At 67.7% G+C, this 24,822-nt stretch carries 22 protein-coding genes and 1 tRNA gene; 16 read left to right on the forward strand and 7 right to left on the reverse strand.

Annotated elements, in window-relative coordinates; all coding sequences use genetic code 11:
- The first annotated feature begins 31 nt into the window (after positions 1-31).
- The 6 genes from AC07XP_RS10725 to AC07XP_RS10750 are packed head-to-tail and all read left to right on the forward strand — an operon-like array spanning position 32 to position 5,033.
- A complete protein-coding gene (locus AC07XP_RS10725) occupies positions 32-796 on the forward strand; it encodes an ABC transporter ATP-binding protein (RefSeq protein ID WP_062475886.1) in 765 nt (254 codons plus the stop codon).
- A complete protein-coding gene (locus AC07XP_RS10730) occupies positions 793-1,521 on the forward strand; it encodes an ABC transporter ATP-binding protein (RefSeq protein ID WP_095745068.1) in 729 nt (242 codons plus the stop codon). Before AC07XP_RS10725 ends, AC07XP_RS10730 begins: the two co-directional genes overlap by 4 nt.
- Positions 1,518-2,498 (forward strand): branched-chain amino acid ABC transporter permease, encoded by a 981-nt coding sequence (locus tag AC07XP_RS10735; RefSeq protein ID WP_070060451.1) that lies wholly within the window; start codon positions 1,518-1,520, stop codon positions 2,496-2,498. The genes AC07XP_RS10730 and AC07XP_RS10735 overlap by 4 nt, the downstream gene beginning before the upstream one ends.
- A gap of 13 nt (positions 2,499-2,511) precedes the next feature.
- Positions 2,512-3,579 carry a branched-chain amino acid ABC transporter permease gene (locus AC07XP_RS10740; RefSeq protein WP_369632624.1) on the forward strand — a complete coding sequence of 356 codons (1,068 nt, stop codon included), beginning with the start codon at positions 2,512-2,514 and terminating at the stop codon, positions 3,577-3,579.
- Between the two features lie 23 nt (positions 3,580-3,602).
- Entirely contained in the window at positions 3,603-4,475 is an 873-nt protein-coding gene (locus AC07XP_RS10745; RefSeq protein WP_495264660.1) for an alpha/beta fold hydrolase, read from the forward strand.
- A 51-nt stretch (positions 4,476-4,526) separates the two neighbouring features.
- A complete protein-coding gene (locus tag AC07XP_RS10750) occupies positions 4,527-5,033 on the forward strand; it encodes a DUF1993 domain-containing protein (protein WP_495264629.1) in 507 nt (168 codons plus the stop codon).
- Between the two features lie 6 nt (positions 5,034-5,039).
- On the opposite strand, the gene AC07XP_RS10755 is transcribed toward AC07XP_RS10750, so the two are convergent.
- Entirely contained in the window at positions 5,040-5,891 is an 852-nt protein-coding gene (locus AC07XP_RS10755) for a class I SAM-dependent methyltransferase (protein ID WP_495264630.1), read from the reverse strand.
- Positions 5,888-6,928, reverse strand: coding sequence for a ferrochelatase (gene hemH, locus AC07XP_RS10760; protein ID WP_495264631.1), 1,041 nt, complete (start codon positions 6,926-6,928; stop codon positions 5,888-5,890). Before hemH ends, AC07XP_RS10755 begins: the two co-directional genes overlap by 4 nt.
- Before the next feature lie 15 nt (positions 6,929-6,943).
- Here hemH and AC07XP_RS10765 point away from each other — a divergent pair, with 15 nt between their 5' ends.
- The gene (locus AC07XP_RS10765) at positions 6,944-7,675 is read left to right on the forward strand and encodes an HAD family hydrolase (RefSeq protein WP_095947797.1); all 732 of its coding nucleotides are present in this window, start codon (positions 6,944-6,946) and stop codon (positions 7,673-7,675) included.
- A gap of 3 nt (positions 7,676-7,678) precedes the next feature.
- Here AC07XP_RS10765 and AC07XP_RS10770 read toward each other — a convergent pair whose 3' ends face one another.
- Entirely contained in the window at positions 7,679-7,984 is a 306-nt protein-coding gene (locus tag AC07XP_RS10770; protein WP_062475864.1) for an NIPSNAP family protein, read from the reverse strand.
- Between the two features lie 108 nt (positions 7,985-8,092).
- Here AC07XP_RS10770 and AC07XP_RS10775 point away from each other — a divergent pair, with 108 nt between their 5' ends.
- A complete protein-coding gene (locus AC07XP_RS10775; RefSeq protein WP_062475861.1) occupies positions 8,093-8,734 on the forward strand; it encodes a LysE family translocator in 642 nt (213 codons plus the stop codon).
- Between the two features lie 18 nt (positions 8,735-8,752).
- On the opposite strand, the gene AC07XP_RS10780 is transcribed toward AC07XP_RS10775, so the two are convergent.
- The 4 genes from AC07XP_RS10780 to hpnC are packed head-to-tail and all read right to left on the reverse strand — an operon-like array spanning position 8,753 to position 12,039.
- Positions 8,753-9,061 carry a hypothetical protein gene (locus tag AC07XP_RS10780; protein WP_095745072.1) on the reverse strand — a complete coding sequence of 103 codons (309 nt, stop codon included), beginning with the start codon at positions 9,059-9,061 and terminating at the stop codon, positions 8,753-8,755.
- Positions 9,058-10,323, reverse strand: coding sequence for a hydroxysqualene dehydroxylase HpnE (hpnE, locus tag AC07XP_RS10785; protein WP_495264632.1), 1,266 nt, complete (start codon positions 10,321-10,323; stop codon positions 9,058-9,060). Before hpnE ends, AC07XP_RS10780 begins: the two co-directional genes overlap by 4 nt.
- A gap of 19 nt (positions 10,324-10,342) precedes the next feature.
- The gene (gene hpnD, locus AC07XP_RS10790; protein ID WP_495264633.1) at positions 10,343-11,182 is read right to left on the reverse strand and encodes a presqualene diphosphate synthase HpnD; all 840 of its coding nucleotides are present in this window, start codon (positions 11,180-11,182) and stop codon (positions 10,343-10,345) included.
- Positions 11,179-12,039 (reverse strand): squalene synthase HpnC, encoded by an 861-nt coding sequence (hpnC, locus tag AC07XP_RS10795; RefSeq protein WP_495264634.1) that lies wholly within the window; start codon positions 12,037-12,039, stop codon positions 11,179-11,181. Before hpnC ends, hpnD begins: the two co-directional genes overlap by 4 nt.
- A 145-nt stretch (positions 12,040-12,184) precedes the next feature.
- Between hpnC and AC07XP_RS10800 the strand changes: the two genes are divergently transcribed.
- From AC07XP_RS10800 to lon, 8 genes are all read left to right on the forward strand, one after another.
- A complete protein-coding gene (locus tag AC07XP_RS10800) occupies positions 12,185-14,107 on the forward strand; it encodes a potassium transporter Kup (protein ID WP_495264635.1) in 1,923 nt (640 codons plus the stop codon).
- A gap of 121 nt (positions 14,108-14,228) precedes the next feature.
- Positions 14,229-15,431 (forward strand): efflux RND transporter periplasmic adaptor subunit, encoded by a 1,203-nt coding sequence (locus AC07XP_RS10805; protein ID WP_495264636.1) that lies wholly within the window; start codon positions 14,229-14,231, stop codon positions 15,429-15,431.
- The gene (locus AC07XP_RS10810; RefSeq protein WP_495264637.1) at positions 15,428-18,604 is read left to right on the forward strand and encodes an efflux RND transporter permease subunit; all 3,177 of its coding nucleotides are present in this window, start codon (positions 15,428-15,430) and stop codon (positions 18,602-18,604) included. The genes AC07XP_RS10805 and AC07XP_RS10810 overlap by 4 nt, the downstream gene beginning before the upstream one ends.
- Before the next feature lie 205 nt (positions 18,605-18,809).
- Positions 18,810-18,896, forward strand: a tRNA-Leu gene (locus tag AC07XP_RS10815).
- Positions 18,897-18,922: 26 nt separating this feature from the next.
- A complete protein-coding gene (gene tig / locus AC07XP_RS10820; RefSeq protein WP_062475844.1) occupies positions 18,923-20,236 on the forward strand; it encodes a trigger factor in 1,314 nt (437 codons plus the stop codon).
- Positions 20,237-20,359: 123 nt separating this feature from the next.
- On the forward strand, positions 20,360-20,968 hold the full coding sequence (gene clpP, locus AC07XP_RS10825) for an ATP-dependent Clp endopeptidase proteolytic subunit ClpP (protein ID WP_062475843.1): 609 nt from the start codon (positions 20,360-20,362) through the stop codon (positions 20,966-20,968).
- Positions 20,969-21,078: 110 nt separating this feature from the next.
- Entirely contained in the window at positions 21,079-22,347 is a 1,269-nt protein-coding gene (gene clpX, locus AC07XP_RS10830; RefSeq protein WP_062475840.1) for an ATP-dependent Clp protease ATP-binding subunit ClpX, read from the forward strand.
- A gap of 15 nt (positions 22,348-22,362) precedes the next feature.
- On the forward strand, positions 22,363-24,804 hold the full coding sequence (gene lon / locus AC07XP_RS10835) for an endopeptidase La (RefSeq protein ID WP_159277150.1): 2,442 nt from the start codon (positions 22,363-22,365) through the stop codon (positions 24,802-24,804).
- Positions 24,805-24,822: the final 18 nt, after the last annotated feature.

Below are 24,822 nucleotides of genomic sequence, written 5' to 3' on the forward strand. Positions count from 1 at the left end.
GATTTTTTCGATTCGCAAGGACCTTTCCACAATGCTTGAGACCCGGGATCTGACCATCCGCTTCGGAGGGCACGTGGCCGTCAACAGCGTGAGCTGCGCATTCGCGCCAGGCACGCTGACGGCCATCGTCGGCCCCAACGGCGCGGGCAAGACCACTTACTTCAACCTGATCTCCGGGCAGCTCAAGGCCACGGCCGGCACGGTGTCGCTCGACGGGCAACCGTTGTCGCACCTGTCGCCGTCGGCGCGCACGCACGCCGGGCTGGGGCGCGCGTTCCAGCTCACCAACCTGTTCCCGAACCTCACGGTGCTGGAGAACGTGCGCCTCGCGGTGCAGGCCACGCGCGCTGGCGCGCACCGCCACGGGCTCAACCTGTGGAGCATCTGGAGCGACCACAAGGCGCTGACCGAACGCGCCGAGCAGATCCTGGCCGACGTGGCGCTCGAGCCGCGCGCCCACGCCACGGTGGCCAGCCTGCCGCACGGCGACCAGCGCAAGCTCGAGGTGGCGCTGCTGATGGCGCTCGAACCCAAGGTCTTCATGTTCGACGAGCCCACGGCCGGCATGCACGCGGCCGAGGCGCCCGTCATCCTCGACCTGATCCGCAAGCTCAAGCAGGACAAGACCAAGACCATCCTGCTGGTCGAACACAAGATGGACGTGGTGCGCGAACTCGCGGACCGCATCATCGTGCTGCACAACGGCACGCTCGTGGCAGACGGCGAACCGGCCGAGGTGATCGCCTCGCCGGTGGTGCAGGAGGCCTACCTGGGCATCGCGAAGGAGGCCGCATGAGCACCGAAAATTTGCTGACCCTCGAAGGCGTGCAGACGCACATCGGGGCGTACCACATCCTGCACGGCGTCGACCTGGCCGTGCCCAAGGGCCAGCTCACCATGCTGCTGGGCCGCAACGGCGCGGGCAAGACCACCACGCTGCGCACCATCATGGGCCTGTGGCATGCGTCGCAGGGCAGGGTGCAGTTCGCCGGCAAGGACATCACGGCCCTGCACACGCCGCAGATCGCCGAACTCGGCGTGGCCTACGTGCCCGAGAACATGGGCATCTTCTCCGACCTCACGGTGAAGGAGAACATGGTGCTGGCCGCGCGCGGCGCCAAGAACGCCGACGCCATCGACGACACGCGCCTGAAGTGGATCTTCAAGCTCTTCCCCGCGGTCGAGAAATTCTGGAACCACCCGGCCGGCAAGCTGTCGGGCGGACAGAAGCAGATGCTGGCCGTATCGCGCGCCATCGTCGAGCCGCGCCAGCTGCTCATCATCGACGAGCCCAGCAAGGGCCTGGCGCCCGTGATGATCAACAACATGATCGAGGCCTTCGGCGAGCTCAAGGCGAGCGGCGTGACGATCCTGCTGGTCGAACAGAACATCCACTTCGCCCAGCGCCTGGGCGACACCGTCGCGGTGATGGACAACGGCCGCGTGGTGCACAGCGGCTCGATGGCCGCGTTCTCCGCCGATGCGCAACTGCAGCAATCGCTGCTCGGACTCGCCCTATGAAACTCGACTTCGACTGGAAGCCTCTGCTTCTTGCCCCCATCCTCGCGCTCGTCGCGCTGCCGCTCACCGGCTCGGTCTCGACCTGGCTCACGCTCACGGTGGCGGGGCTGGCGATGGGCATGATCATCTTCATCATCGCCTCGGGCCTCACGCTGGTGTTCGGCCTGATGGACGTGCTGAACTTCGGCCACGGCGTGTTCATTGCGCTGGGCGCCTTCGTGGCCAGCAGCGTGCTCGGCCTCATGGGCGACTGGACCGGCTCGGGCGAGCTGTGGCGCAACCTCGTGGCGGTGTTCCCGGCCATGCTCGCCGCGATGGCGGTGGCCGGCGCCATCGGCCTGGCCTTCGAGCGCTTCATCGTGCGGCCGGTGTACGGCCAGCACCTGAAGCAGATCCTCATCACGATGGGCGGCATGATCATCGGCGAGGAGCTCATCAAGGTGATCTGGGGCCCGGCGCAGATTCCGCTGCCGCTGCCCGAGGCGCTGCGCGGCTCGCTGCTGGTGGGCGACGCGGCCATCAGCAAGTACCGCCTGCTCGCGGTGGCCGTGGGCGTGGTGGTGTTCGGCGTGCTCGCCTGGACGCTGGGCCGCACCAAGATCGGCCTCTTGATCCGCGCCGGCGTGCAGGACCGCGAGATGGTCGAGTCGCTGGGCTACCGCATCGGGCGCCTGTTTGTCGGCGTGTTCGTGGTGGGCAGCGCGCTGGCCGGCCTGGGCGGCGTGATGTGGGGCCTGTTCCAGCAGAACCTGGTGCCGCAGATGGGCGCGCAGGTCAACGTGCTGATCTTCATCGTGATCATCATCGGCGGGCTGGGCTCGACCGGCGGGGCGCTGCTCGGCGCGCTGCTGGTGGGGCTCATGACGAACTACATCGGCTTCTTGCTGCCCACGCTCACGCAGTTTGCGAGCATCTTCCTCATGGTGGCCGTGCTGCTGTGGCGCCCGCAGGGCGTGTACCCCGTGGCGAACCGTTGAGGAGAAAGCCGTCATGTTCCTGAAACGACTTCTCTCCAACGACATGCCGCGCAGCCGCCTGCTGGCGCTGCTGCTGCTGGCCCTGTTCCTGGCGCTGGCGTTCGCGCCGTTCCTGTTCCCGGGCGTGAAGGCGCTCAGCGTCGCGGCCAAGATCCTGGTGTTCGTGGTGCTGGTCGCGAGCTTTGACCTGCTCTTGGGCTACACCGGCATCGTGAGCTTCGCGCACACGATGTTCTTCGGCATCGGCGCGTACGGCATCGCCATCTCGGCTTCGCGGCTGGGGCCCAACTGGGGCGCGGTGCTGGTGGGGCTGGGTGCGTCGCTCGCGATCTCGCTCGTGCTCTCGCTGGCCATCGGCTTGTTCTCGCTGCGTGTGCGCGCGATCTTCTTCGCGATGATCACGCTGGCCGTGGCCTCGGCGTTCCAGACGCTGGCCTCGCAGCTGTCGGACTTCACCGGCGGCGAGGACGGCCTGACCTTCAAGCTGCCCGAGCTGATCTCGCCGAGCTTCGAGTTCGCCGAAGAGCCGTTCCTCGGCGTCTCGCTCGACGGGCGCCTGCTGTGCTACTACCTGTTGTTCGTGGCGGCGGTGGTGCTGGTGCTGGCGATGCTGCGCATCGTGAACTCGCCCTTCGGCCGCGTGCTGCAGGCCATCCGCGAGAACGAGTTCCGCGCCGAGGCCATCGGCTACCGCGTGGTCGTGTACCGCACCACGGCGGCCGTGCTGTCGGCGCTGTTCGCCACGCTGGCCGGCGCGATGCTCGCCATCTGGCTGCGCTACAACGGGCCGGACACCTCGCTGAGCTTCGAGATCATGATCGACGTGCTGCTCATCGTGGTGATCGGCGGCATGGGCACGATCTACGGCGCGGCCATCGGCGCGGTGCTGTTCGTGGTGGCGCAGAGCTACCTGCAGGACCTGCTGCGCCTGGGCAACGAGGCCGCCAGCGGGCTGCCGTGGCTCGCGGCGCTGCTGTCGCCCGACCGCTGGCTGCTGTGGCTGGGCGTGCTGTTCGTGCTGTCGGTGTACTACTTCCCCACGGGCATCGTCGGCAAGCTGAGGGCGAGGGCAGCGAGATGAGCGACGGCAACAACAACAGCACCATGACGCCGACATCGCACTACGCGCAACTCGCAGGCCGTGAAATCCATTGGCTCGATTGGGGCGCCGCCAATGCCCCCGTCGTCATCGCCTGGCACGGCCTGGCGCGCACCAGCCGCGACATGGACGAGCTGGCGCAGCACTTCGCGGCGCGTGGCTTTCGCGTGATCTGCCCCGACACCCTCGGGCGCGGCCTGAGCCAGTGGAGCCCGTCGCCCGACGACGAATACACGCTCGCGTTCTACGCGCGCCTGGCCAACGCGCTGTGCGACGAACTGCGCCTGGGCCGCGTGCACTGGGTGGGCACCTCGATGGGCGGTGCGATCGGCACGGTCTGCGCGTCGGGCCTGTTCGAGCCGCGCATGAAGGCGCGCATCGCCAGCCTCACGCTCAACGACAACGCGCCGCAGCTCGCGCAGGCCGCCATCGAGCGCATCCGCGCCTATGCCGGCGACCCGCCGGCCTTTGCTACGGTGGCCGAACTCGAGGCCTTCTTTCGCACGGTCTACAAGCCCTATGGCTGGCTCAGCGACGCGCAGTGGCGCCGGTTGACCGAAAGCTCCACGCGCCGCCTGGCCGACGGCCGCGTCACGCCGCACTACGACCCGGCCATGGTCAAGCAGTTCAGCGCGCACGACAACGACTACCTGATCTGGCCGCACTACGACGTGATCGAGGCGCCGGTGCTGTGCCTGCGCGGCGCCGAGTCCGACTTGGTGCTGCCCGAGGTGATCGACGAGATGCACCGGCGCGGGCCGGGCGCGGCCGGGCGCCTGCAGGTGATCGAGGTGCCAGGCTGCGGCCATGCGCCTGCGCTCAACGTGCCGGAACAACTGGACCCGATCGAAGGGTTTATCCGCGCGGCCGGTCGTTGAAGACATGGCCGGATCACAATCCGGCCGACTCAACTCCAAGACCACCTCGCCATGGCCCTCTCGATGTACGACCTGTCCGTGCCGGTTTTCACCCGCGGACTCGGGCAACTCACCCACCTGCTCGACAAGAGCCTCGCGCACGCCAAGGCCCAGGGCATCGACCCGGCGACGCTGGTCGAGGCGCGGCTGGCGCCCGACATGCTCACGCTGGCCGGCCAGATCCAGCGCGCGAGCGACGCCTCCAAGCTGGGCACGGCGCGCATCGCGGGCATCACGGCCCCGAGCTTTCCCGACGAAGAGAAGACCTGGGACGAGCTGCTGGCGCGCATCGTGAAGACGCAGGATTTCCTGGCCGGCGTGGACCGCACGCTCATCGACGGCCACGAAGAACGCCCCGTGACCATCAAGGCGCGCGAAGGCGAGGCGCACTTCACAGCGCAGCGCTACCTGCTGCAGTTCGCGCTGCCGAATTTCTTCTTCCACGTGACCACCGCCTACGACGTGCTGCGCCACAAGGGCGTGCCCATCGGCAAGCTGGACTACCTCGGCCGCTTCTGAGTCCGTTCAGGCGCGGCGGGCCGCCAGCGCGTACATCAGCGGAATGCGCGGCATGCCTTCGGGCGGGGCCATGCGGCGTCCGCCGAGTTCGCGCATGCCCTCGAAGGGCTTCCAGCCGTTGGTGTACGGGTACTCCTCGAAGCGCTCGATGGCCAGGCCCGCCTGCGCGAGCGCAGTCGTCACCTGGCCCACGCCCCAGGTGAACTCGAAGCTCGGGTGCGGGTTGCGAAAGCCTTGCACGCCGGGCATCGGCCGGTCGTCGGCCACGAGGCCGTCGCCCGACTCGGCCACGTAGTCGCCCACGCCTTCCTCGGGCACGGGCGCGTCGTTGAAGTAGTCGTAGTGAAACTTCCACTGCGGGTCGAACACCAGCGCGAACGGGTGGAACTCGACGATCACGAAGCGACCGCCGGGTTTCAGCAATTGCGCCACGCCGCGGGCCCAGGCGCCGATGTCGGACAGCCAGCACAGCGTGCCGTACGAGCAGAACACGAGGTCGTGGCGCTCGCCGCGCGCGGCGGCGGCCTCGAAGTAGTCGTAGACGTCCGCACGCTCGAAGCGCGCCGCAACGCCCGACTCGGCCGAGAGACGGGTGGCGAAGTCGATGGCCTCGTCGGAGATGTCGACGCCGGTCACGCGTGCGCCGCGGCGCGCGATGCTCAGGCTGTCCTGGCCCGCGTTGCACTGCAGGTGCAGCACCGACAGGCCGTCCACGTCGCCGAGCAGGGCACTTTCCTCGGGGAACAGCGTGGAGCCGCCCGCGCGGAAGAAGGCGGCCTGGTCGCCCTTGTGGCTGTTGTGCGCGACCGTGGCGGCGTTCCACGACTGGCGGTTGGCTTCGTGCAGGTCTTTCTTCATGGCGTGGTCGCGTCGGGTCGGGTGGGCCAGCCCGCCAGGTGGCGTTCGGCGATGCCCGTGAGCGCGGTGATCCACGCCGGGCTGTCGTTGAGGCAGGGGATGTAGCCGAAGCGCTCGCCGCCCGCGTGCAGGAAGGCTTCGCGGCCTTCCATGGCGATCTCTTCGAGGGTCTCGAGGCAGTCGGCCGGAAAGCCCGGGCACACCACGTCGACGTGCTTCACGCCGCGCGCGCCGAGTTCGCGCAGGGTGGGCTCGGTGTAGGGCTCCAGCCACTTGGCGCGGCCGAAGCGCGATTGGAAGGTCGTGCGGTACTGCGTGGACGCCAGGCCCAGCCGTGCCGCGAGCAGGCGCGCGGTCTCGAGGCACTGCGCCTCGTAGGGATCGCCCAGCGCGATGTTGCGCGCGGGAATGCCGTGGAAGCTCATCACCAGCAGCTCGCCGCGGCCTTCGGTCTTCCAGTGCTTCTCGATGCCCTGGGCCAGCGCCTCGATGTAGGCGGGGTCGTCGTGGTACTGGTTGACGAAACGGAACTCGGGCACGCGGCGCTGGCGGCGGCTCCACGCGTTCACCGCGTCGATCACGCTGGCCGTGGTGGTGGCGGAGTACTGCGGGTAGGCCTGCAGCACCAGCACGCGCGTCGCGCCCTCGGCCTGCAATGCATCGAGCCGCGAGGCGATCGAGGGGTTGGCGTAGCGCATCGCGTCGCGCACCGTCACGCGGTGGCCGCGTTCGCCGAGCCAGCCGGCCAGCAGGGTGGCCTGCTTCTGCGTCCAGACCTTGAGCGGCGAGCCCTCGGGCAGCCAGATGCTGGCGTACTTCGCGGCCGACTTGGCGGGCCGCGTGCGCAGGATGATGCCGTGCAGGATCAGCGCCCACAGCGCCCTGGGAATCTCGACCACGCGCGGGTCGCCCAGGAAGTCGGCGAGGTAGGGGCGCACCGCGGCGGCGGTGGGGGCATCGGGCGAACCCAGGTTGCACCAGAGCACGGCGGTGCGGTCGTTCTTGCTGTTCTGACTGTCTTGAGGGGCGAGAGGCATGCGATATTCTCGGGCATGACTTCCGCTTCCCCGGCGCCCGGCGGCGCCACGCCGCTCGACATCTCGCGCATCTCGGCGATCACGCTCGACCTCGACGACACCCTGTGGCCGATCTGGCCGACCATCGAGCGGGCCGAGCGCGTGCTGCACGAATGGCTGCTGCGCGAGGCGCCCAAGACGGCCTCGCTGCTGCTCACGCCGGGCGTGCTGCGCGAGCTGCGCGAAGCCACCGCCAAGGAGCGCTCCGACCTCGCGCACGACCTGAGCGCGCTGCGCCGCGAGTCGATCCGCACGGCGCTCGTGCGCGCGGGCGAAGACCCGGCGCTGGCCGACCCGGCCTTCGACGCCTTTTTCGAAGAGCGCCAGCGCGTCACGCTGTACGACGACGCACTGCCGGCGCTCAAGTGGCTCAGCGAGCGCTACCCGCTGGTGGCGGTGTCGAACGGCAACGCCGACATCCACAAGACCGGCGTCGGCCGGTGGTTCCGCACCGCCTTCAATGCGCGCGCCTTCGGCAGCGGCAAGCCGCATGCGCCGATCTTCCGCGCCGCGGCGGCCTCGGTCGGCCTGCTGCCGAAAGACGTGCTGCACGTGGGCGACGATGCCGCGCTCGACGTGGTGGGCGCGCTCAACGCCGGCATGCAGGCCGCCTGGCTGGTGCGCGACGAGCGCCCGTGGGAGCACGGCGCGCGTCCGCAGCTGATCGTGCCCAACCTGCACGCGCTGTGCATCGCGCTGGGCGCTTGAACCTCAGCGGAACACGGGGCGGAAGAAGCTGCGTTCGTAGCTGACGATGCAGCGGGTCTCTTCGGCGTAGCGGAAGGCGGCCTGGCAGTCGGCGTCCTGCATCGAGTCGGCGCGGTAGGTTTCGTACGCGGCCAGGCTCGGGAAGCTGAACATCGCCAGCGCCACGTTGTTGGCGCCTTCGGACGGCAGGAAGTAGCCGTGGTGCTGGCCGCCGAACTTCTCGACCAGCGGAATCCAGAGCTTGCCGTAGTGCTCGAATTCCTTGAGCTTGAAGGGATCGACGATGTAGCGCAGGTAGCAGGTGATCATGGGTGAGGAATGTCAGGGGACTATCGGCGCGGCCCGAGCGGCGCGCGGCTGCCCGGACTATAGTTTTGCGACGGCCTCCTTTCATTGCTTTCGCGCGAATTTCCTTCCATGCATCTCTCCACCTGGCTCCTCTTTTGCGGCGTGACCCTGGTCGTCGCCTTCACGCCCGGCCCGGCCGTGCTGCTCGCGGTCTCCAATGCCATCTCCGTCGGCCCGCGCCGCGCGATGATCAGCTCGCTGGGCAACGCCTGCGGGCTCTTCCTGGTCTCAGCCGCCGCGATGGGCGGGCTGGGCGTGGTGCTCAACACCTCGGCCACGGCCTTCATGGTGCTGAAGGTGGCGGGTGCGGGCTACCTCGTGTACCTGGGTATCCGGCAGTGGCGCAGCCGCACGAGCGTGTTCGCCGAGCTGCAGCCGTCGGCCGCGCCGGCGCCTTCGCGTTCCGCGCGCCGGCTGTTCGGGCATGGCGTGACGGTGGCGCTGACCAACCCGAAGGGCATCCTGTTCTTCTCGGCGCTGTTCCCGCAGTTCCTCACGCACGACGCGCCGATCCTCACGCAGTTCGCCGTGCTCACCACGACCTTCGCGGCCGGCTCGGTGCTGGCGCATGGCTCCTACGTGCTGCTGGCGCGCCTGCTGAAGAAGCAGTTCGCGAACCCGAAGCGCGCGCAGCTGTTCAACCGCGTGTCGGGCGGTGCTTTCGTGCTGCTGGGGTTGAGCCTGCTGCGCTTGCGCAACAAGACGGCCTGAAAAGGCCGCAGACTTTCTTCAGTCGAGCCCGAAACGCTCGCGCAGCGCCGCGCAGAAATCGGCGGTGCCGCTGAGCGAGAGCGTGAGGGTGTCCAGGCGCGGGTTGTCTTCCCGCGTGCGCTGCACGTCGCAGTCCCACACCGCACCGTCGTCGAGCGCGCCGCGCGCACCGGGGAAGGTGGCCTCGGCCCAGGCCAGCACTTGCGCGATCTCGGCTTCCACCTCGGGCGTGCGCTCGGGCGGGGTCGAGGCCATGGCGTCGAAGGTGCCGTGGTCTTCGGTGTCTTCGCTGTAGTCGAAGTCCAGGTAGCGCAGGGTCGTTGTCATGGGGTGGCAAGTGCGCGCGCGACGGCCAGTCCGTTGAGGACCGCGCCTTCGAGCGTGGCGGGATAAGGGCCTTCGGTGTAGTCGCCGCAGGCCTGCAGCCCCGGCGTGATGGCGGCCGGCGGGCGCGCCAGGCCGGGCGTGCAGGCGAAGGTGGCGCGTTTCTCGACGACGGTCTGGATCGGCGTGAGCCCCGGTTGCCCGAGCTGCGCGCCGGCTTGCGCGAGCACCTGTTTCTCGAGCGTCTCGCGCGGCGTTTCGTTGGCGCTCACGACGAAGGCGAGCACGCCTTCTGGCCCACCGAGCTGGCCGCGGTCGAACACGAACTGGGCCGGTGCGCTGCCCGGCTGGCTGCGCAGCGCGAGCATCGGCTCGGCCAGCGGCGCGGCGCCGCGCACGTAGACCGTGGCAATCGCCTCGAAGCGCAGCGATTCGGTGACGTTGCACCAGCGCGAAGCGGCCGGCAGGCCGGTGGCACGCACGAGGCGTGCGGCGTCCCAGGGCGCGCAGGCCAGCACGGCCTGGTCGAAGACCTCGTCATCGACGCGCCACCGGTCGCCCTCGGGCGCGATGGCGCGCACGCGGTGGCCGATGCGCGCGGTGGCGCCGTGCTGCGCGAGCCAGGCCAGCGCGGCATCGGGCAGCAGGGCGCCGAGGTCGATGCGCGGCAGCAGCAGGTCGGCACCGCCGCGCCCGCTGAACAGCGCGTCGTGCAGCACGCGCAGGAACACCTGGCCGCTCGATTGCGGCACGGGCGTGTTGAGCGCCGAGACGCACAGCGGCTCGATGAGTTCGTGCATCACGCGCGGCGTGAGGCCGGCGCACAGCGTGGCGACGCTGGTGCCCGGCGCGCAGCGAAAGCCCGCGAGGCGCCAGCGCACGGCAGTGGCCAGCAGCGCGGCCTTGTCGCGCCAGCTCCAGCCGCGCGCGGTGAAGATGCCGATGAGCAGGTCGAGCGGCGGCGGCCGGCCCGCGGGCAGCTGCAGCCCGCCGCCGTCGGCAAAGCGCAGCGACAGCGGCAGGCGCTGCAGGGCGGTGTCGACATCCACCCCCACGTCGCGCATGAGCGCCAGCGTGGCGGTGTAGGCGCCGATCAGGATGTGCTGGCCGTTGTCCAGCGCCATGTCGTGCATGTGATCGACCCGCCGCGCCCGCCCGCCGGCCATCGGCGCGGCTTCGAACAGGGTGACGGCGTGCCCGAGGCGCGTGGCCTCGACGGCGCAGGCCAGGCCGGCCCAGCCGGCGCCGATGACGGCGAGCCTCATGGGCACGAAGGGTGGGGCGTCATATCCGGCCCAGCGCCTGGACCTTCCAGGCGAGCCACAGCTTGCGCACGGGCGTCAGGCTGATGCGCTGGTTGAGCACCTGGAAGTCGTCGCGCTCGATCTCGCGCAGCAGCGTGCGGTAGATGCTGGCCATCATCAGGCCGGGCTTTTGCGTGCGGCGGTCGGCCAGCGGCAGCAGGGCCAGTGCTTCGTCGTAGGCGGCGTGGGCGCGCTGGGCCTGGAACTTCATGAGCGCGACAAAACGGTCGGAGTGCACGCGGTTCAGGATCTCGTGCGCCTTCACGTCGAACTGCTGCAGCTCGTTGACCGGCAGGTAGATGCGACCGCGCAGCGCGTCTTCGCCAACGTCGCGCAGGATGTTGGTGAGCTGCAGCGCCAAGCCGAGCTTGTGGGCGTAGGCGGTGGTCTGCGGATCGGTCTGGCCGAAGATGCGCGCGGCGACTTCGCCGACCACGCCGGCCACCAGGTGGCAGTAGCGCGCGAGGCCGGGAAAGTCGAGGTAGCGGGTCTGGTCCAGGTCCATCTGGCAGCCGTCGATCACTTCGTTGAGCTGGCGCGCCTCGATGCCGTAGGTGGCGGCATGCGGCATGAGCGCCAGCATGACCGGGTGGCGCGGCGTGCCGGCAAAGGCCTGGGCGACCTCGGTGCGCCACCAGGCGAGCTTGGTGGCGGCCACGCCGGGGTCGGAGACCTCGTCCACCACGTCGTCGACTTCGCGGCAGAAGGCATAAAAAGCCGTGATCGCGGCGCGCCGCGGCTTGGGCAGGAACAGGAAGGCGTAATAGAAACTGCTGCCCGAAGCGGCGGCCTTGTCTTGCACGTATTGCTCGGGATTCATCGGGGAGGCGCTGCTTTCATGGGCCGTGATTGTCTCCGCATCCGCCATGCCTTCCAGAGCAGCACGGGCGCGTCGGCCTTGCCGACGGTGGGGCGCTGCGTGAAGGTGTCGAAGCCCAGGTCCTCGATCTTGTCCAGGATGCGCAGGCCACCCTGCACGACCAGGCGCAGCTCCCAGCCCACGCGGCCCGGCAGGCGGTGCACGAGCGGGGCGCCCTCGGTCATGAGCTCGCGCGCCCAGAAGGCCACCACCGCTATCAGATTGATAGCTTCCTGCGGCGGCGGCGCGGAAGACAGGGGCGCGAAGACCTTGAAATGCTCGGAGGTCAGGCCGCGCCGCGCGCAGTCGGTGCGCGGAAAGTAGAAGCGCCCGCGCGGCAGGTCGACGCTCGGGTCCTGCCAGAAGTTGATGAGCTGCAGCGCGCTGCAGATGGCGTCGCTCTGGGCCAGCGCCTGCGCATCGGTCACGCCGTACAGGTGCAGCAGCAGCCGGCCGACCGGGTTGGCGGAGCGGCGGCAGTAGTCGAGCAGCTCGGCGCGGTCGGCGTAGGTGCCGCGGTCGCGGGTCTTCTCGATGTCCTGCATGAAGGCGCTGAGCAGGTCGGCGAGCAGGTCTTCGGGCAGGCGGTATTGGCCGATGGCCCAGGCCAGCGGGCCGAACACGTGGGGCCAGCGCGAGTCGGGCAGCGCGTCGCCGCGCGCGGCGGCGGCCAGTTCCTCGCGGTAGGCGCGCAGCTCGGCCAGGCGCGCATCGGGCGAGGCGTCGCCCTCGTCGGCGATGTCGTCGGCGGTGCGCGCGAAGTGGTAGATCGCGGCGATGGGCGGGCGCAGGTGCGGCGGGCACAGCCAGGAGGCCACGGGGAAGTTTTCGTAATGGGCCGGCGCGGCGGCATGACGAGGATTGGCAGGAGGAGTGGCGGACACGCCACGATTGTCGGCGACGTCATGTCCGGGCACTATGCTCGTGGCGTCGCCACTTTCCATCTCTCTTTCGCCCATGACGATGAAAGCAACTGCCGCGGCTTCCGGGACTTCGCTTCCCGCTTCGGGCGACACGGCACACGCGGCCGGGCCCGGTTTGATGATCGCGGCGCTGGGCGTCGTCTTCGGCGACATCGGCACCTCGCCGCTGTACGCCTTCAAGGAGACGATGAACCCCGAGCACGGCGTGCCGTTCTCGCCCGACGCGGTGCTGGGCCTGCTCTCGCTGATCTTCTGGGGCCTGATGTTCGTGGTGACGCTCAAGTACGTGGTGTTCGTGCTGCGCGCCGACCACGACGGCGAAGGCGGCATCCTGGCGCTGCAGGCGCTGGCGCGCAACGCCGTTTCCGGCCCGAAGACCCGGCCTTGGGTGTGGCGCGGGATCGGGGTCCTGGGCCTGGTGGGCGCGGCCATGTTCTACGGCGACAGCCTCATCACGCCGGCGATCTCAGTGCTGTCGGCGGTGGAGGGCCTGGAGGTGCAGGCGCCGGTGCTGCAGCGCGTGGTGATCCCGATCACGTTGGCCATCCTCGTCGGGCTGTTCATGGTGCAGAAGAAGGGCACCGGTGTGGTCGGCAAGATCTTCGGGCCTGTGATGCTGCTGTGGTTCCTGGTGCTGGGCGTGGCGGGGCTGTGGCAGGTGCTGCAGCAGCCGCAGGTGCTGGCGGCGCTCGACCCGCGCCGGGCGGTGGGCTTCCTGGTGGTGCACCGGGCGCAGTCGCTGGCCGTGCTGGGCGCGGTGTTCCTGGCGTTCACGGGCGGGGAGGCGCTGTATGCCGACATGGGGCACTTCGGCGCCAGGCCGATCCGTCTCGCGTGGCTCTTCATCGCGCTGCCGGGGCTGGTGCTCAACTACTTCGGGCAGGGCGCGCTGGTGCTGGCGAACCCGGCGGCCATCGACAACCCGTTCTTCCGGCTCTTTCCCTCGTGGGGCGTGCTGCCGATGGTGGTGCTGGCCGCCATGGCCACGGTGATCGCGTCGCAGGCGGTGATCTCGGGCGCCTTCTCGCTCACCGCGCAGGCGATGCGCATGGGCTACCTGCCGCGCATGCGCGTGGTGCAGACTTCGGGCACGGCCATCGGGCAGATCTACGTGCCAGCCGTCAACTGGTTGCTGATGGTCGGCGTGCTGCTGCTGGTGCTGGGCTTCCGCAGTTCGGGCGCGCTGTCGGCGGCGTATGGCATCGCGGTGTCGATCACGATGGTGACGACCACATTGCTGGCCGGCATCGTGGCCTGGGGCCTGTGGCGCTGGAACAAGGTGGCGGTGGCGGTCGGCGTGGCGGCCTTCGCGGCGGTCGACCTGACCTTCGTGGTGTCCAACAGCCTGAAGGTGGCCGAGGGCGGCTGGCTCACGCTGGCGGTGGCGGCCGGCGTGATGGTGCTGTTCACCACCTGGGCCAAGGGCCGGCGCCTGGGCCTGGAAGCGGCGGCGGCCGACAGCCTGCCGCTGCGCCCCTTCGTCGAGTCGCTGGCGCTGAACATGCCGCATCGGGTGAGTGGCACGGCCGTGTTCCTGAACCCCGACGCCACGGCGGTGCCCCACGCGCTGCTGCACAACCTCAAGCACAACCAGGTGCTGCACGAGCAGGTGATCGTGCTGCGCGTGCTCTCGTGCGACACGCCGCGCGTGGACGCGCGCCTGCGCATCGAGGCCGAGCAGCTGATGGACGGCATCTGGGTGGTCACGGCGCGGCACGGCTTCATGGAGCGGGCCGACGTGCCCGAGTTCATCCGCATCCTGGCCTACCAGAAGACCCTGGCCATCGACTCGATGAAGACCTCGTACTTCGTCTCCCGCGCCTCGGTGGGCGAGGAGAACCTGCCGGGCATGAACCCGGTGCGACGGGTGCTGTTCGGCTGGCTGCAGCGCAACGCGGGCCGGGCATCCGATTACTTCGAGCTTCCTGATAACCGGCTGGTTGAAATGGGGCAGAGAACCTAGCGCAGACATTGCTGTCGACATGGTCAACTGACCCGCGGGTCATTGACACTGTTTAACGTTTACCCTAGATTACTAACCGGTGGGTCATTAATGGCCCGGTTCCTCTCTTCTTGGGTGTCTCATGACCGCCTCCGCCGCCTCACTCCGTGCCCGCAGCGCCGCCTGGCTGCTGCTTCCCGCCATCTTTCTGGCCGGCTGTTCGCCGAAACCGCCCGCCCAGGAGCCCGTGAGGGCGGTCAAGTTCGTGACCGTCGGCACCAGCGACTACGACGCCCAGCCCGAGTTCTCGGCCGAGGTGCGGGCCCGGGTCGAATCGCGCCTGGGCTTCCGGGTGGCGGGCAAGATCACCAAACGCCAGGCCGAACTCGGCCAGCACGTGCAGGCCGGCCAGGTGCTGGCCCAGCTCGATCCGCAGGACTACCGCCTGGCCGCCGAGGCCGCCCGCGCCCAGCAGGCCGCCGCGCTGACCAACCGCGACCTCGCGGCCGCCGACCTGAAGCGCTACACCGAACTGCGATCGCAGAACTTCATCAGCGGTGCCGAACTGGAACGCCGCGAAACCACCTGGAAGGCCGCGCAGGCCCAGCTTGAACAGGCGCAGGCGCAGCTGGCCTCGCAAGGCAACCAGGCTAGCTACACGACGCTGGTGGCCGACGTGGCGGGCGTCATCACGGCCATCGAGGCCGAGCCGGGCCAGGTGGTGCAGGCCGGCACGCCGGTCGTGCGCATCGCCCAGGACGGCGCGCGCGACGTGGTGTTCGCGGTGCCTGAAGACCGCGCCGCGCTGATCAAGCCCGGCTCGCCGGTCGCGGTGCGCGGCTGGTCCGGCGGCGAGGTGCTGCAGGGCCAGGTGCGCGAGGTGGCGGCCAGTGCCGACGCGGTCACGCGCACCTATTCGGTCAAGGTGTCGATCGACGCCGCGACCTCGCCGGCGCTCGGTGCCACCGTCTACGCCAGGCCGCAGGCGCTGGCCCGCACCGACGTCGCGGTGATCAAGCTGCCGACCAGCGCGCTGCGCCAGGAAGGCAAGGGCTCGGCGGTCTGGGTGCTCGACAAGGACAGCATGACCGTGCGCTCGCAGCCGGTGCAGGTGGTCACGGCCGACGGCAATGAGGCGGTGATCGGCTCGGGCCTGTCGACCGGGATGATGGTCGTGGCCGCGGGCGTGCACGTGCTGTCGCCGGGGCAGAAGGTCACCATCTACCAGTCGAAGGAGGCCATGGCGGCCGCCGCCAATGGCCAGCAACAGGCGCAGGCGAAGCAGCAGGCCGTCGAGGCCGTGGCCGCGACGAAGAAGGAGATCGCAACGGGTGCCGCCAAATGACGGAAGGCCCAGCGACCCCCGCGACAACCCCGGCGCCTGAGTCTGGGTACAAGTCGCCCGGCTTCAACCTTTCCAAATGGGCGCTGGACCACGCGCCGCTCACGCGCTACCTGATGGTGGTGCTGATGGTGCTGGGCGCCTTCGCGTACTTCCAGCTCGGCCAGGACGAAGACCCGCCGTTCACCTTCCGTGCCATGGTGGTGCGCACCTACTGGCCCGGCGCCACGGCGCAGCAGGTGGCCGAGCAGGTCACCGACAAGCTGGAGCGCACGCTGCAGGAAGCGCCGTACGCCGACAAGATCCGCAGCTACTCCAAGCCGGGCGAGTCGCAGATCATTTTCCAGATCAAGGACTCGTCGAAGGCCGCCGAGGTGGCCAACGTCTGGTACACGGTGCGCAAGAAGATCGGCGACATGCGCGGCACCTTGCCCGCGGGTGTGCAGGGGCCGTTCTTCAATGACGACTTCGGCGACGTCTACGGCGTGATCTACGCGCTGGAAAGCGAAGGCTTCAGCTACGCCGAGCTCAAGACGCTGGCCGACGATGTGCGCCAGCAGTTGTTGCGCGTGAAGGACGTGGCCAAGGTCGACCAGTTCGGCGTGCAGGACGAGAAGGTCTTCATCGAGATCTCGCAGAAGCGCCTGGCCCAGCTGGGGCTCGACTTCAACGCCGTGCTGGCCCAGCTCGGCTCGCAGAACGCGGTCGAAAGCGCCGGCACGATCCAGTCGCCTCTGGACGTGGTGCAGGTGCGCGTGGGCGGCCAGTTCACCAGCGTCGAGCAGCTGCGCGAGATGCCGATCCGCGGCAGTTCGGGCAACCAGATCAAGCTCGGCGACATCGCGGAGATCCGCCGCGGGTACGTCGATCCGCCGGCCGTCAAGGTGCACCACCAGGGCAAGGAAGTGATTGCGCTCGGTGTGTCGATGGCCAAGGGCGGCGACATCATCGCGCTGGGCAAGGCGCTCAAGGCCACCACCGCCACCATCGACCAGCGCCTGCCGGCCGGCGTGAAGCTGGCGCAGGTGCAGGACCAGCCGGTGTCGGTGGCCAGCTCGGTCAACGAATTCGTCGGCGTGCTCATCGAGGCCGTGGCCATCGTGCTGGCCGTGAGCATCATCGCGCTGGGCCTGCACAAGGGCGGGCGCTTCGGCTGGTACATCGACATGCGCCCGGGGCTGGTGGTGGCGATCACCATTCCGCTGGTGCTGGCCGTGACCTTCCTGGCCATGAACTACTTCGGCATCGGGCTGCACAAGATATCGCTGGGGTCGCTGATCATCGCGCTCGGCCTCTTGGTCGACGACGCGATCATTGCGGTCGAGATGATGGTGCGGAAGATGGAAGAGGGCTACGACAAGGTCCGCGCCGCCACCTTCGCCTACGACGTCACGGCCAAGCCGATGCTCACGGGCACGCTCATCACGGCGGCGGGCTTTTTGCCGATCGGCATCGCCAAGTCGGTGACGGGCGAATACACCTTTGCGATCTTCGCGGTGACGGTGATCGCGCTGGTGCTGTCGTGGATCGTGTCGGTGTACTTCGTGCCGTACCTGGGCACGCTGCTGCTCAAGGTGAAGCCGCACGACCCCGACGCGCCGCCGCACGAGCTGTTCGACACGCCGTTCTACAACAGCTTCCGCCGCGCCGTGAACTGGTGCGTGCAGCACCGCTGGGTGACCATCGGTGCCACCGTGCTGATCTTTGCGCTGGGCATCGTCGGCATGGGCAAGGTGCAGCAGCAGTTCTTCCCCGATTCGAGCCGGCCCGAGATCATGGTGGACATCTGGTTCCCCGAAGGCACCTCGTTCGCCGCCAACGAAGAGGTGGCCAAGCGCGTCGAGCAGCGCGTGATGAAGGAAGAGGGCGTGAAGACCGTCAGCACCTGGATCGGCTCCGGCGTGCCGCGCTTCTACCTGCCGCTGGACCAGGTGTTTCCGCAGACCAACGTGTCGCAGCTCATCGTGCTGGCACAGGACCTGAAGGTGCGCGAGCGACTGCGCCTGCGCCTGCCTGCGCTGCTGGCCGAAGAATTCCCCGAGGTGCGCGGCCGCGTCAAGCTGCTGCCCAACGGGCCGCCGGTGCCGTACCCGGTGCAGTTCCGCGTGATCGGCACCGAGCCCGCCCAGCTGCGCGCCCGCGCCGACGAGGTGAAGGCCGTGCTGCGCGAGAGCACCAACATGCGCGGCGTGAACGACAACTGGAACGAGTCGGTCAAGGTGATCCGCCTCGAAATCGACCAGGCCAAGGCGCGCGCGCTCGGTGTGACCAGCCAGGCCATCGCCCAGGCCTCGCGCACCATGTTCAGCGGCACCACGGTCGGCCAGTACCGCGAGAACGACCTGCTGATCGACATCGTGCTGCGCCAGTCGGCTGACGAGCGCGAGGCCATCTCGGACATCGGCAACGCCTACATCCCGACGACCACGGGCCGTTCGATCCCGCTCACGCAGATCGCCCGCCCGGTGTTCACCTGGGAACCGGGCGTGATGTGGCGCGAGAACCGCGACTACGCCATCACCGTGCAGGGCGACGTGGTGGAAGGCCTGCAGGGCGCCACCGTGACCGAGCAGCTGCTGCCGAAACTGCGTCAGCTCGAGGCCGGCTGGCATGCGGCCGGGCAGGGCGGCTACCGCATCGAGGTGGCCGGCGCCGTGGAGGAAAGCTCCAAGGGCTCGGCCTCGATCGTGGCGGGCGTGCCGATCATGCTGTTCCTGGTGTTCACGCTGCTGATGCTGCAGCTGCACAGCTTCAGCCGCTCGCTGCTGGTGTTCATCACCGGCCCGATGGGCATCGCCGGCGTGGCCGCCGCGCTGCTGCTGCTGAACCGGCCCTTCGGCTTCGTGGCGCTGCTCGGCGTGATCGCGCTCATGGGCATGATCCAGCGCAACGCCGTGATCCTGATCGACCAGATCGAGCTCGACCGCGCTGCCGGCGTGCCGGCCTGGGACGCGATCGTCGAGTCGGCCGTGCGGCGCCTGCGCCCCATCGTGCTGACCGCCGCGGCGGCGGTGCTGGCGATGATCCCGCTGTCGCGCAGCGTGTTCTGGGGGCCGATGGCCGTGGCCATCATGGGCGGGCTGATCGTGGCCACCGTGCTGACGCTGCTGGCGCTGCCGGCCATGTACGCCGCGGCCTTCCGCATCAAGCGGGAGCCGCAAACCGCTGCCGCCTGACAAGGTGCTTTTCACGGGCCGTTGTCGTGCGGCCCGTATCCCTTGCGCGAGAGTGGGTGAAATCCCCCAAAGGGGGAAGCCGGAAGGCCCCCATTCTTGCGTTTAAAATGCGCGGTTGACCGATTTCAGGCGGACGGTCTTGGGCCAGCGGTTTTTCCGCAGCGCCGAGGCCGTCCGCCTTTGCATTCACCTGAAATTTGGCATCGCGCGGGTGGCGAAATTGGTAGACGCACCAGGTTTAGGTCCTGACGTTCGCAAGAACGTGCCGGTTCGAGTCCGGCCCCGCGCACCAGCCACACCCCTCACAAGGAAGACACCATGACCGTGAACGTTGAAACTCTCGAGAAGCTCGAACGCAAGATCACGCTGACCCTGCCGGTCGGCACCATCCAGAACGAAGTCGATTCGCGCCTCAAGAAGCTCGCGCGCACCGTCAAGATGGACGGCTTCCGTCCCGGCAAGGTGCCGATGAACGTCGTGGCTCAGCGCTACGGCTACTCGGTGCACTACGAAGTCATGAACGACAAGGTCGGTGAAGCCTTCTCGCAAGCCGCGAACGAAGCCAAGCTGCGTGTCGCCGGCCAGCCCCGCATCACGGAGAAGGAAGAGTCGCCCGAAGGCCAGCTCGCCTTCGACGCGGTCTTCGAAGTGTTCCCCGAAGTCAAGATCAACGACCTGTCGGGCGCTGAAGTCGAGAAGCTGTCGGCCGAAGTCGGCGACGAAGCCATCGACAAGACCCTGGACATCCTGCGCAAGCAGCGCCGCACCTTCGCCCAGCGCGCCCAAGACGCCGTGGCCGAAGACAACGACCGCGTGACGGTCGACTTCGAAGGCAAGATCGACGGCGAGCCCTTCCAGGGCGGCAAGGCCGAAGACTTCCAGTTCGTCGTCGGCGAAGGCCAGATGCTCAAGGAATTCGAAGACGCCGTGCGCGGCATGAAGTCCGGCGACAGCCGCACCTTCCCGCTGTCGTTCCCGGCCGATTACCACGGCAAGGACGTGGCCGGCAAGCAAGCCGACTTCATGGTCACCGTGAAGAAGATCGAAGCCTCGCACCTGCCCGAAGTCAACGAGCAGCTGGCCAAGTCGCTCGGCATCGCCGAAGCCACCGTGGAAGGCCTGCGCGCCGACATCAAGCGCAACCTCGAGCGTGAAGTGAAGTTCCGCCTGCTGGCCCGCAACAAGAACGCCGTGATGGACGCCCTGGTGGCCAACGCCGAACTCGACCTGCCGAACGCCAGCGTGCAGTCGGAAGTCGCCCGCATGATCGACGGCGCCCGCGCCGAGCTCAAGCAGCGCGGCATCAAGGACGCCGACAAGGCCCCGATCCCCGAGGAAGTGTTCCGCCCGCAAGCCGAGCGCCGCGTGCGCCTGGGCCTGGTCGTGGCCGAGCTGGTGCGTGCCAACGAACTGCAGGCCAAGCCCGAGCAGATCAAGGCCCACATCGACGAGCTGGCCGCCAGCTACGAGAAGCCGCAAGACGTCGTGCGCTGGTACTTCAGCGACAACAACCGACTGGCGGAAGTCGAAGCCGTGGTCATCGAGAACAACGTGACCGACTTCGTGCTGGGCAAGGCCAAGGTCAACGAAAAGTCGGTGTCGTTCGACGAACTGATGGCGCAGCAGCAGTAAGCTGGTTTCCGTCGCTGCATGCAGCAACGCCGATGGGGCTTGTGCTTTGCGGCACGAGCCCCATTTCACTCAGGCGTACAGTTCAATCAGAGCGAACGAATCCATTTTCCGGAGAGCAAATTCATGAGCGCACAGGAAATTCAAGGCCTCGGCATGATCCCGATGGTCGTCGAGCAGTCGGGCCGCGGCGAGCGGTCCTATGACATCTACTCGCGTCTCCTCAAGGAACGCATCATCTTCCTGGTGGGCGAGGTCAACGACCAGACCGCCAACCTCGTGGTGGCCCAGCTGCTGTTCCTCGAGAGCGAGAACCCGGACAAGGACATTTCGTTCTACATCAACTCCCCGGGCGGTAGCGTGAGCGCCGGCATGGCGATCTACGACACGATGCAGTTCATCAAGCCGTCGGTGTCGACCATGTGCCTGGGCTTCGCGGCCAGCATGGGCGCCTTCCTGCTGGCGGCCGGCGAGAAGGGCAAGCGTTTCTCGCTGCCCAACTCCAAGATCATGATCCACCAGGTGCTCGGCGGCGCACGCGGCCAGGCCACCGACATCGAAATCCATGCGCGCGACATCCTGCGCACCAAGGACCAGATGAACCGCATCCTGGCCGAACGCACCGGCCAGCCGCTGGAAAAGGTCAAGTCGGACACCGAGCGCGACTATTTCCTGACTGCCGACGAGGCCAAGGATTACGGCCTGGTCGACCAGGTCGTCTCCCAGCGCGGTTAATGCCGCCCGGCGCCTCGGGCGCCCAAAAGGCAAAAACGGCGTTTCCCACACGGGAAACGCCGTTTTTGTTTAGTTATCATTGTCCATACCCTGTCACGAGGCAAAAGTCCATGGCCGAAAAAAAAGGCACCTCCAGCGAAAAAACGCTTTATTGCTCGTTCTGCGGCAAGAGCCAGCATGAGGTCAAGAAGCTGATCGCGGGCCCTTCGGTCTTCATCTGCGACGAATGCATCGACCTGTGCAACGAGATCATCCGTGACGAGCTGCCGGCCGGTGAGGAAGCGCGCGACGCGCGCAGCGACCTGCCCACGCCGCTGGAGATCAAGACCAACCTCGACAACTACGTGATCGGCCAGGAGCCGGCCAAGCGCATGCTGTCGGTGGCGGTCTACAACCACTACAAGCGCCTGCGCCACAAGGAAAAGAACACCAAGGGCGACGAGGTCGAGCTCAGCAAGAGCAACATCCTGTTGATCGGCCCCACGGGTTCGGGCAAGACGCTCCTGGCGCAAACGCTCGCGCGCATGCTCGACGTGCCCTTCGTGATGGCCGACGCCACCACGCTGACCGAAGCCGGCTACGTGGGCGAGGACGTCGAGAACATCATCCAGAAGCTGCTGCAAAGCTGCAACTACGAGGTCGAGCGTGCCCAGCGCGGCATCGTCTACATCGACGAAATCGACAAGATCTCGCGCAAGTCCGACAACCCCTCGATCACCCGCGACGTGTCGGGCGAAGGCGTGCAGCAGGCGCTGCTGAAGCTCATCGAAGGCACCATGGCCAGCGTGCCGCCCCAGGGCGGGCGCAAGCACCCGAACCAGGACTTCCTGCAGATCGACACGACCAACATCCTGTTCATCTGCGGCGGCGCCTTTGCCGGGCTGGAGAAGGTCATCGAAAACCGCACCGAGGCCTCGGGTATCGGCTTCGGCGCCGCAGTGAAGAGCAAGGCCCAGCGCAGCATCACCGAGGTGTTCCGCGAAGTCGAGCCCGAAGACCTGATCAAGTTCGGCCTGATCCCCGAACTCGTGGGCCGCATGCCCGTGGTCGCCTCGCTGGCCGAGCTGAGCGAAGACGCGCTGGTGCAGATCCTGACCGAGCCCAAGAATGCGGTGGTGAAGCAGTTCACCAAGCTGCTGCAGATGGAAGGCGTGGACCTCGAAATCCGTCCCGCGGCGCTCAAGGCGATCGCACGCAAGGCGCTGGCCCGCAAGACCGGTGCGCGCGGCCTGCGCTCGATCCTTGAACAGTCGCTGATCGACACCATGTTCGAATTGCCGAACGCGACCAATGTCGACAAGGTGGTGGTCGAGGAATCGACCATCGACGAAAACAAGCCCCCGCTGCTCGTGTACCGCGAAACGGCGAAAAAGGCCTAAAGGACAAGGACGCTCATGTCTGGTCATACCCCATTGCCCCCCGAAGCCCTCGACCTGCCGCTGCTGCCGCTGCGCGACGTCGTGGTGTTTCCCCACATGGTGATCCCGCTCTTCGTGGGTCGCCCGAAGAGCATCAAGGCGCTCGAGCTGGCGATGGAGGCCGAGCGCCGCATCATGCTGGTGGCCCAGAAGGCCGCCGCCAAGGACGAGCCCTCGGTCGAGGACATGTTCGAGGTCGGCTGCGTCTCGACCATCCTGCAGATGCTCAAGCTGCCCGACGGCACCGTGAAGGTGCTGGTCGAAGGCCAGCAACGCGCCCGCGTGAACCGCATCGATGACGGCGAGACGCACTTCTCGGCCAACGTGACGCCCGTCGAGGCGCCCGAAGGCGGCGAGAAGGGCACCGAGGTCGAGGCGCTGCGCCGCGCGGTGATGCAGCAGTTCGACCAGTACGTCAAACTGAACAAGAAGATCCCGCCCGAGATCCTCACCTCGATCTCGAGCATCGACGACGCCGGCCGCCTGGCCGACACCATCGCTGCCCACCTGCCGCTCAAGCTCGACAACAAGCAGGCCGTGCTCGACCTGGACGACGTCAAGGCGCGCCTGGAAAACCTGTTCGGCCAGCTCGAACGCGAAGTCGACATCCTGAACGTCGACAAGAAGATCCGTGGCCGCGTGAAGCGCCAGATGGAGAAGAACCAGCGCGACTTCTACCTCAACGAGCAGGTCAAGGCCATCCAGAAGGAGCTCGGCGAAGGCGAAGAGGGCGCGGACATCGAGGAGATCGAGAAGAAGATCAAGCTCGCCAAGATGTCCAAGGAAGGCCTGAAGAAGGCCGAGGGCGAGCTCAAGAAGCTCAAGCTCATGTCGCCCATGTCGGCCGAAGCCACGGTGGTGCGCAACTACATCGACGTGCTCATCAGCCTGCCGTGGAGCAAGAAGACCAAGATCAAGCACGACCTGGCCAATGCCGAGGCCGTGCTCAATGCCGACCATTACGGCCTCGAGAAGGTCAAGGACCGCATCCTTGAATACCTCGCGGTGCAGCAACGCGTCGACAAGGTGAAGGCACCCATCCTGTGCCTCGTGGGCCCGCCGGGTGTCGGCAAGACCTCGCTGGGGCAGTCGATCGCGAAGGCGACCGGCCGCAAGTACACCCGCATGGCGCTGGGCGGCATGCGTGACGAAGCCGAGATCCGCGGTCACCGCCGCACCTACATCGGCGCGCTGCCGGGCAAGGTGCTGCAGGGCCTGAGCAAGATCGGCACGCGCAACCCGCTGTTCCTGCTCGACGAAATCGACAAGCTGGGCACCGATTTCCGCGGTGACCCGTCGAGCGCGCTGCTCGAGGTGCTCGACCCCGAGCAGAACCACACCTTCGGCGACCACTACGTGGAAGTCGACTTCGACCTGAGCGACGTGATGTTCGTCGCCACCTCGAACTCGATGAACATCCCGCCGGCGCTGCTGGACCGCATGGAAGTCATTCGCCTCTCGGGCTACACCGAGGACGAGAAGACCAACATCGCGATCAAGTACCTGCTGCCCAAGCAGATGAAGAACAACGGCGTGAAGGACGACGAACTGGCCGTCACCGAATCCGCCGTGCGCGACATCGTGCGCTACTACACGCGTGAAGCCGGCGTGCGCTCGCTCGAGCGCGAGCTGTCCAAGATCTGCCGCAAGGTGGTGAAGGGCCTGCTGCTCAAGCAACTGACGCCCAAGGTCACGGTCGACGGCGAGAACCTCAACGAGTTCCTCGGCGTGCGCAAGTACAGCTTCGGCCTGGCCGAGAAGCAGAACCAGGTCGGTCAGGTGGTCGGCCTTGCGTGGACCGAAGTCGGCGGCGACCTGCTGACGATCGAAGCCGTGACCATGCCCGGCAAGGGCGTGATCAGCCGCACCGGTTCGCTGGGCGACGTGATGAAGGAATCGGTCGAGGCCGCGCGCACCGTGGTGCGCAGCCGCTCGCGCCGCCTGGGCATCAAGGACGAGGTGTTCGAGAAGCGCGACATCCACATCCACGTGCCCGACGGAGCCACGCCCAAGGACGGCCCGAGCGCGGGTGCAGCGATGACGACGGCCTTCGTGTCGGCGCTCACGGGCATCCCGGTGCGTGCCGACGTCGCGATGACCGGCGAGATCACGCTGCGCGGCGAAGTCACCGCCATCGGCGGCCTGAAGGAAAAGCTGCTGGCAGCATTGCGCGGCGGCATCAAGACCGTGCTGATCCCCGAAGAGAACGCCAAGGACCTGCAGGACATTCCCGAGAACGTGAAGAACGGCCTCGAGATCGTGCCGGTGAAGTGGATCGACAAGGTGCTCGAGATCGCGCTCGAGAAAATGCCCGAGCCGCTGTCCGACGAAGAGGTGGCCGCTTCGGCTGCTGCGGTGGCCGAACTGGCCAAGCAGCGTGCTGCGGCGCCGGCCGTCGAAGGCTCGGTCAAACATTGATCGATTGATTGCAGAACT

The organism is Variovorax sp. GW531-E2, from assembly GCF_059423125.1.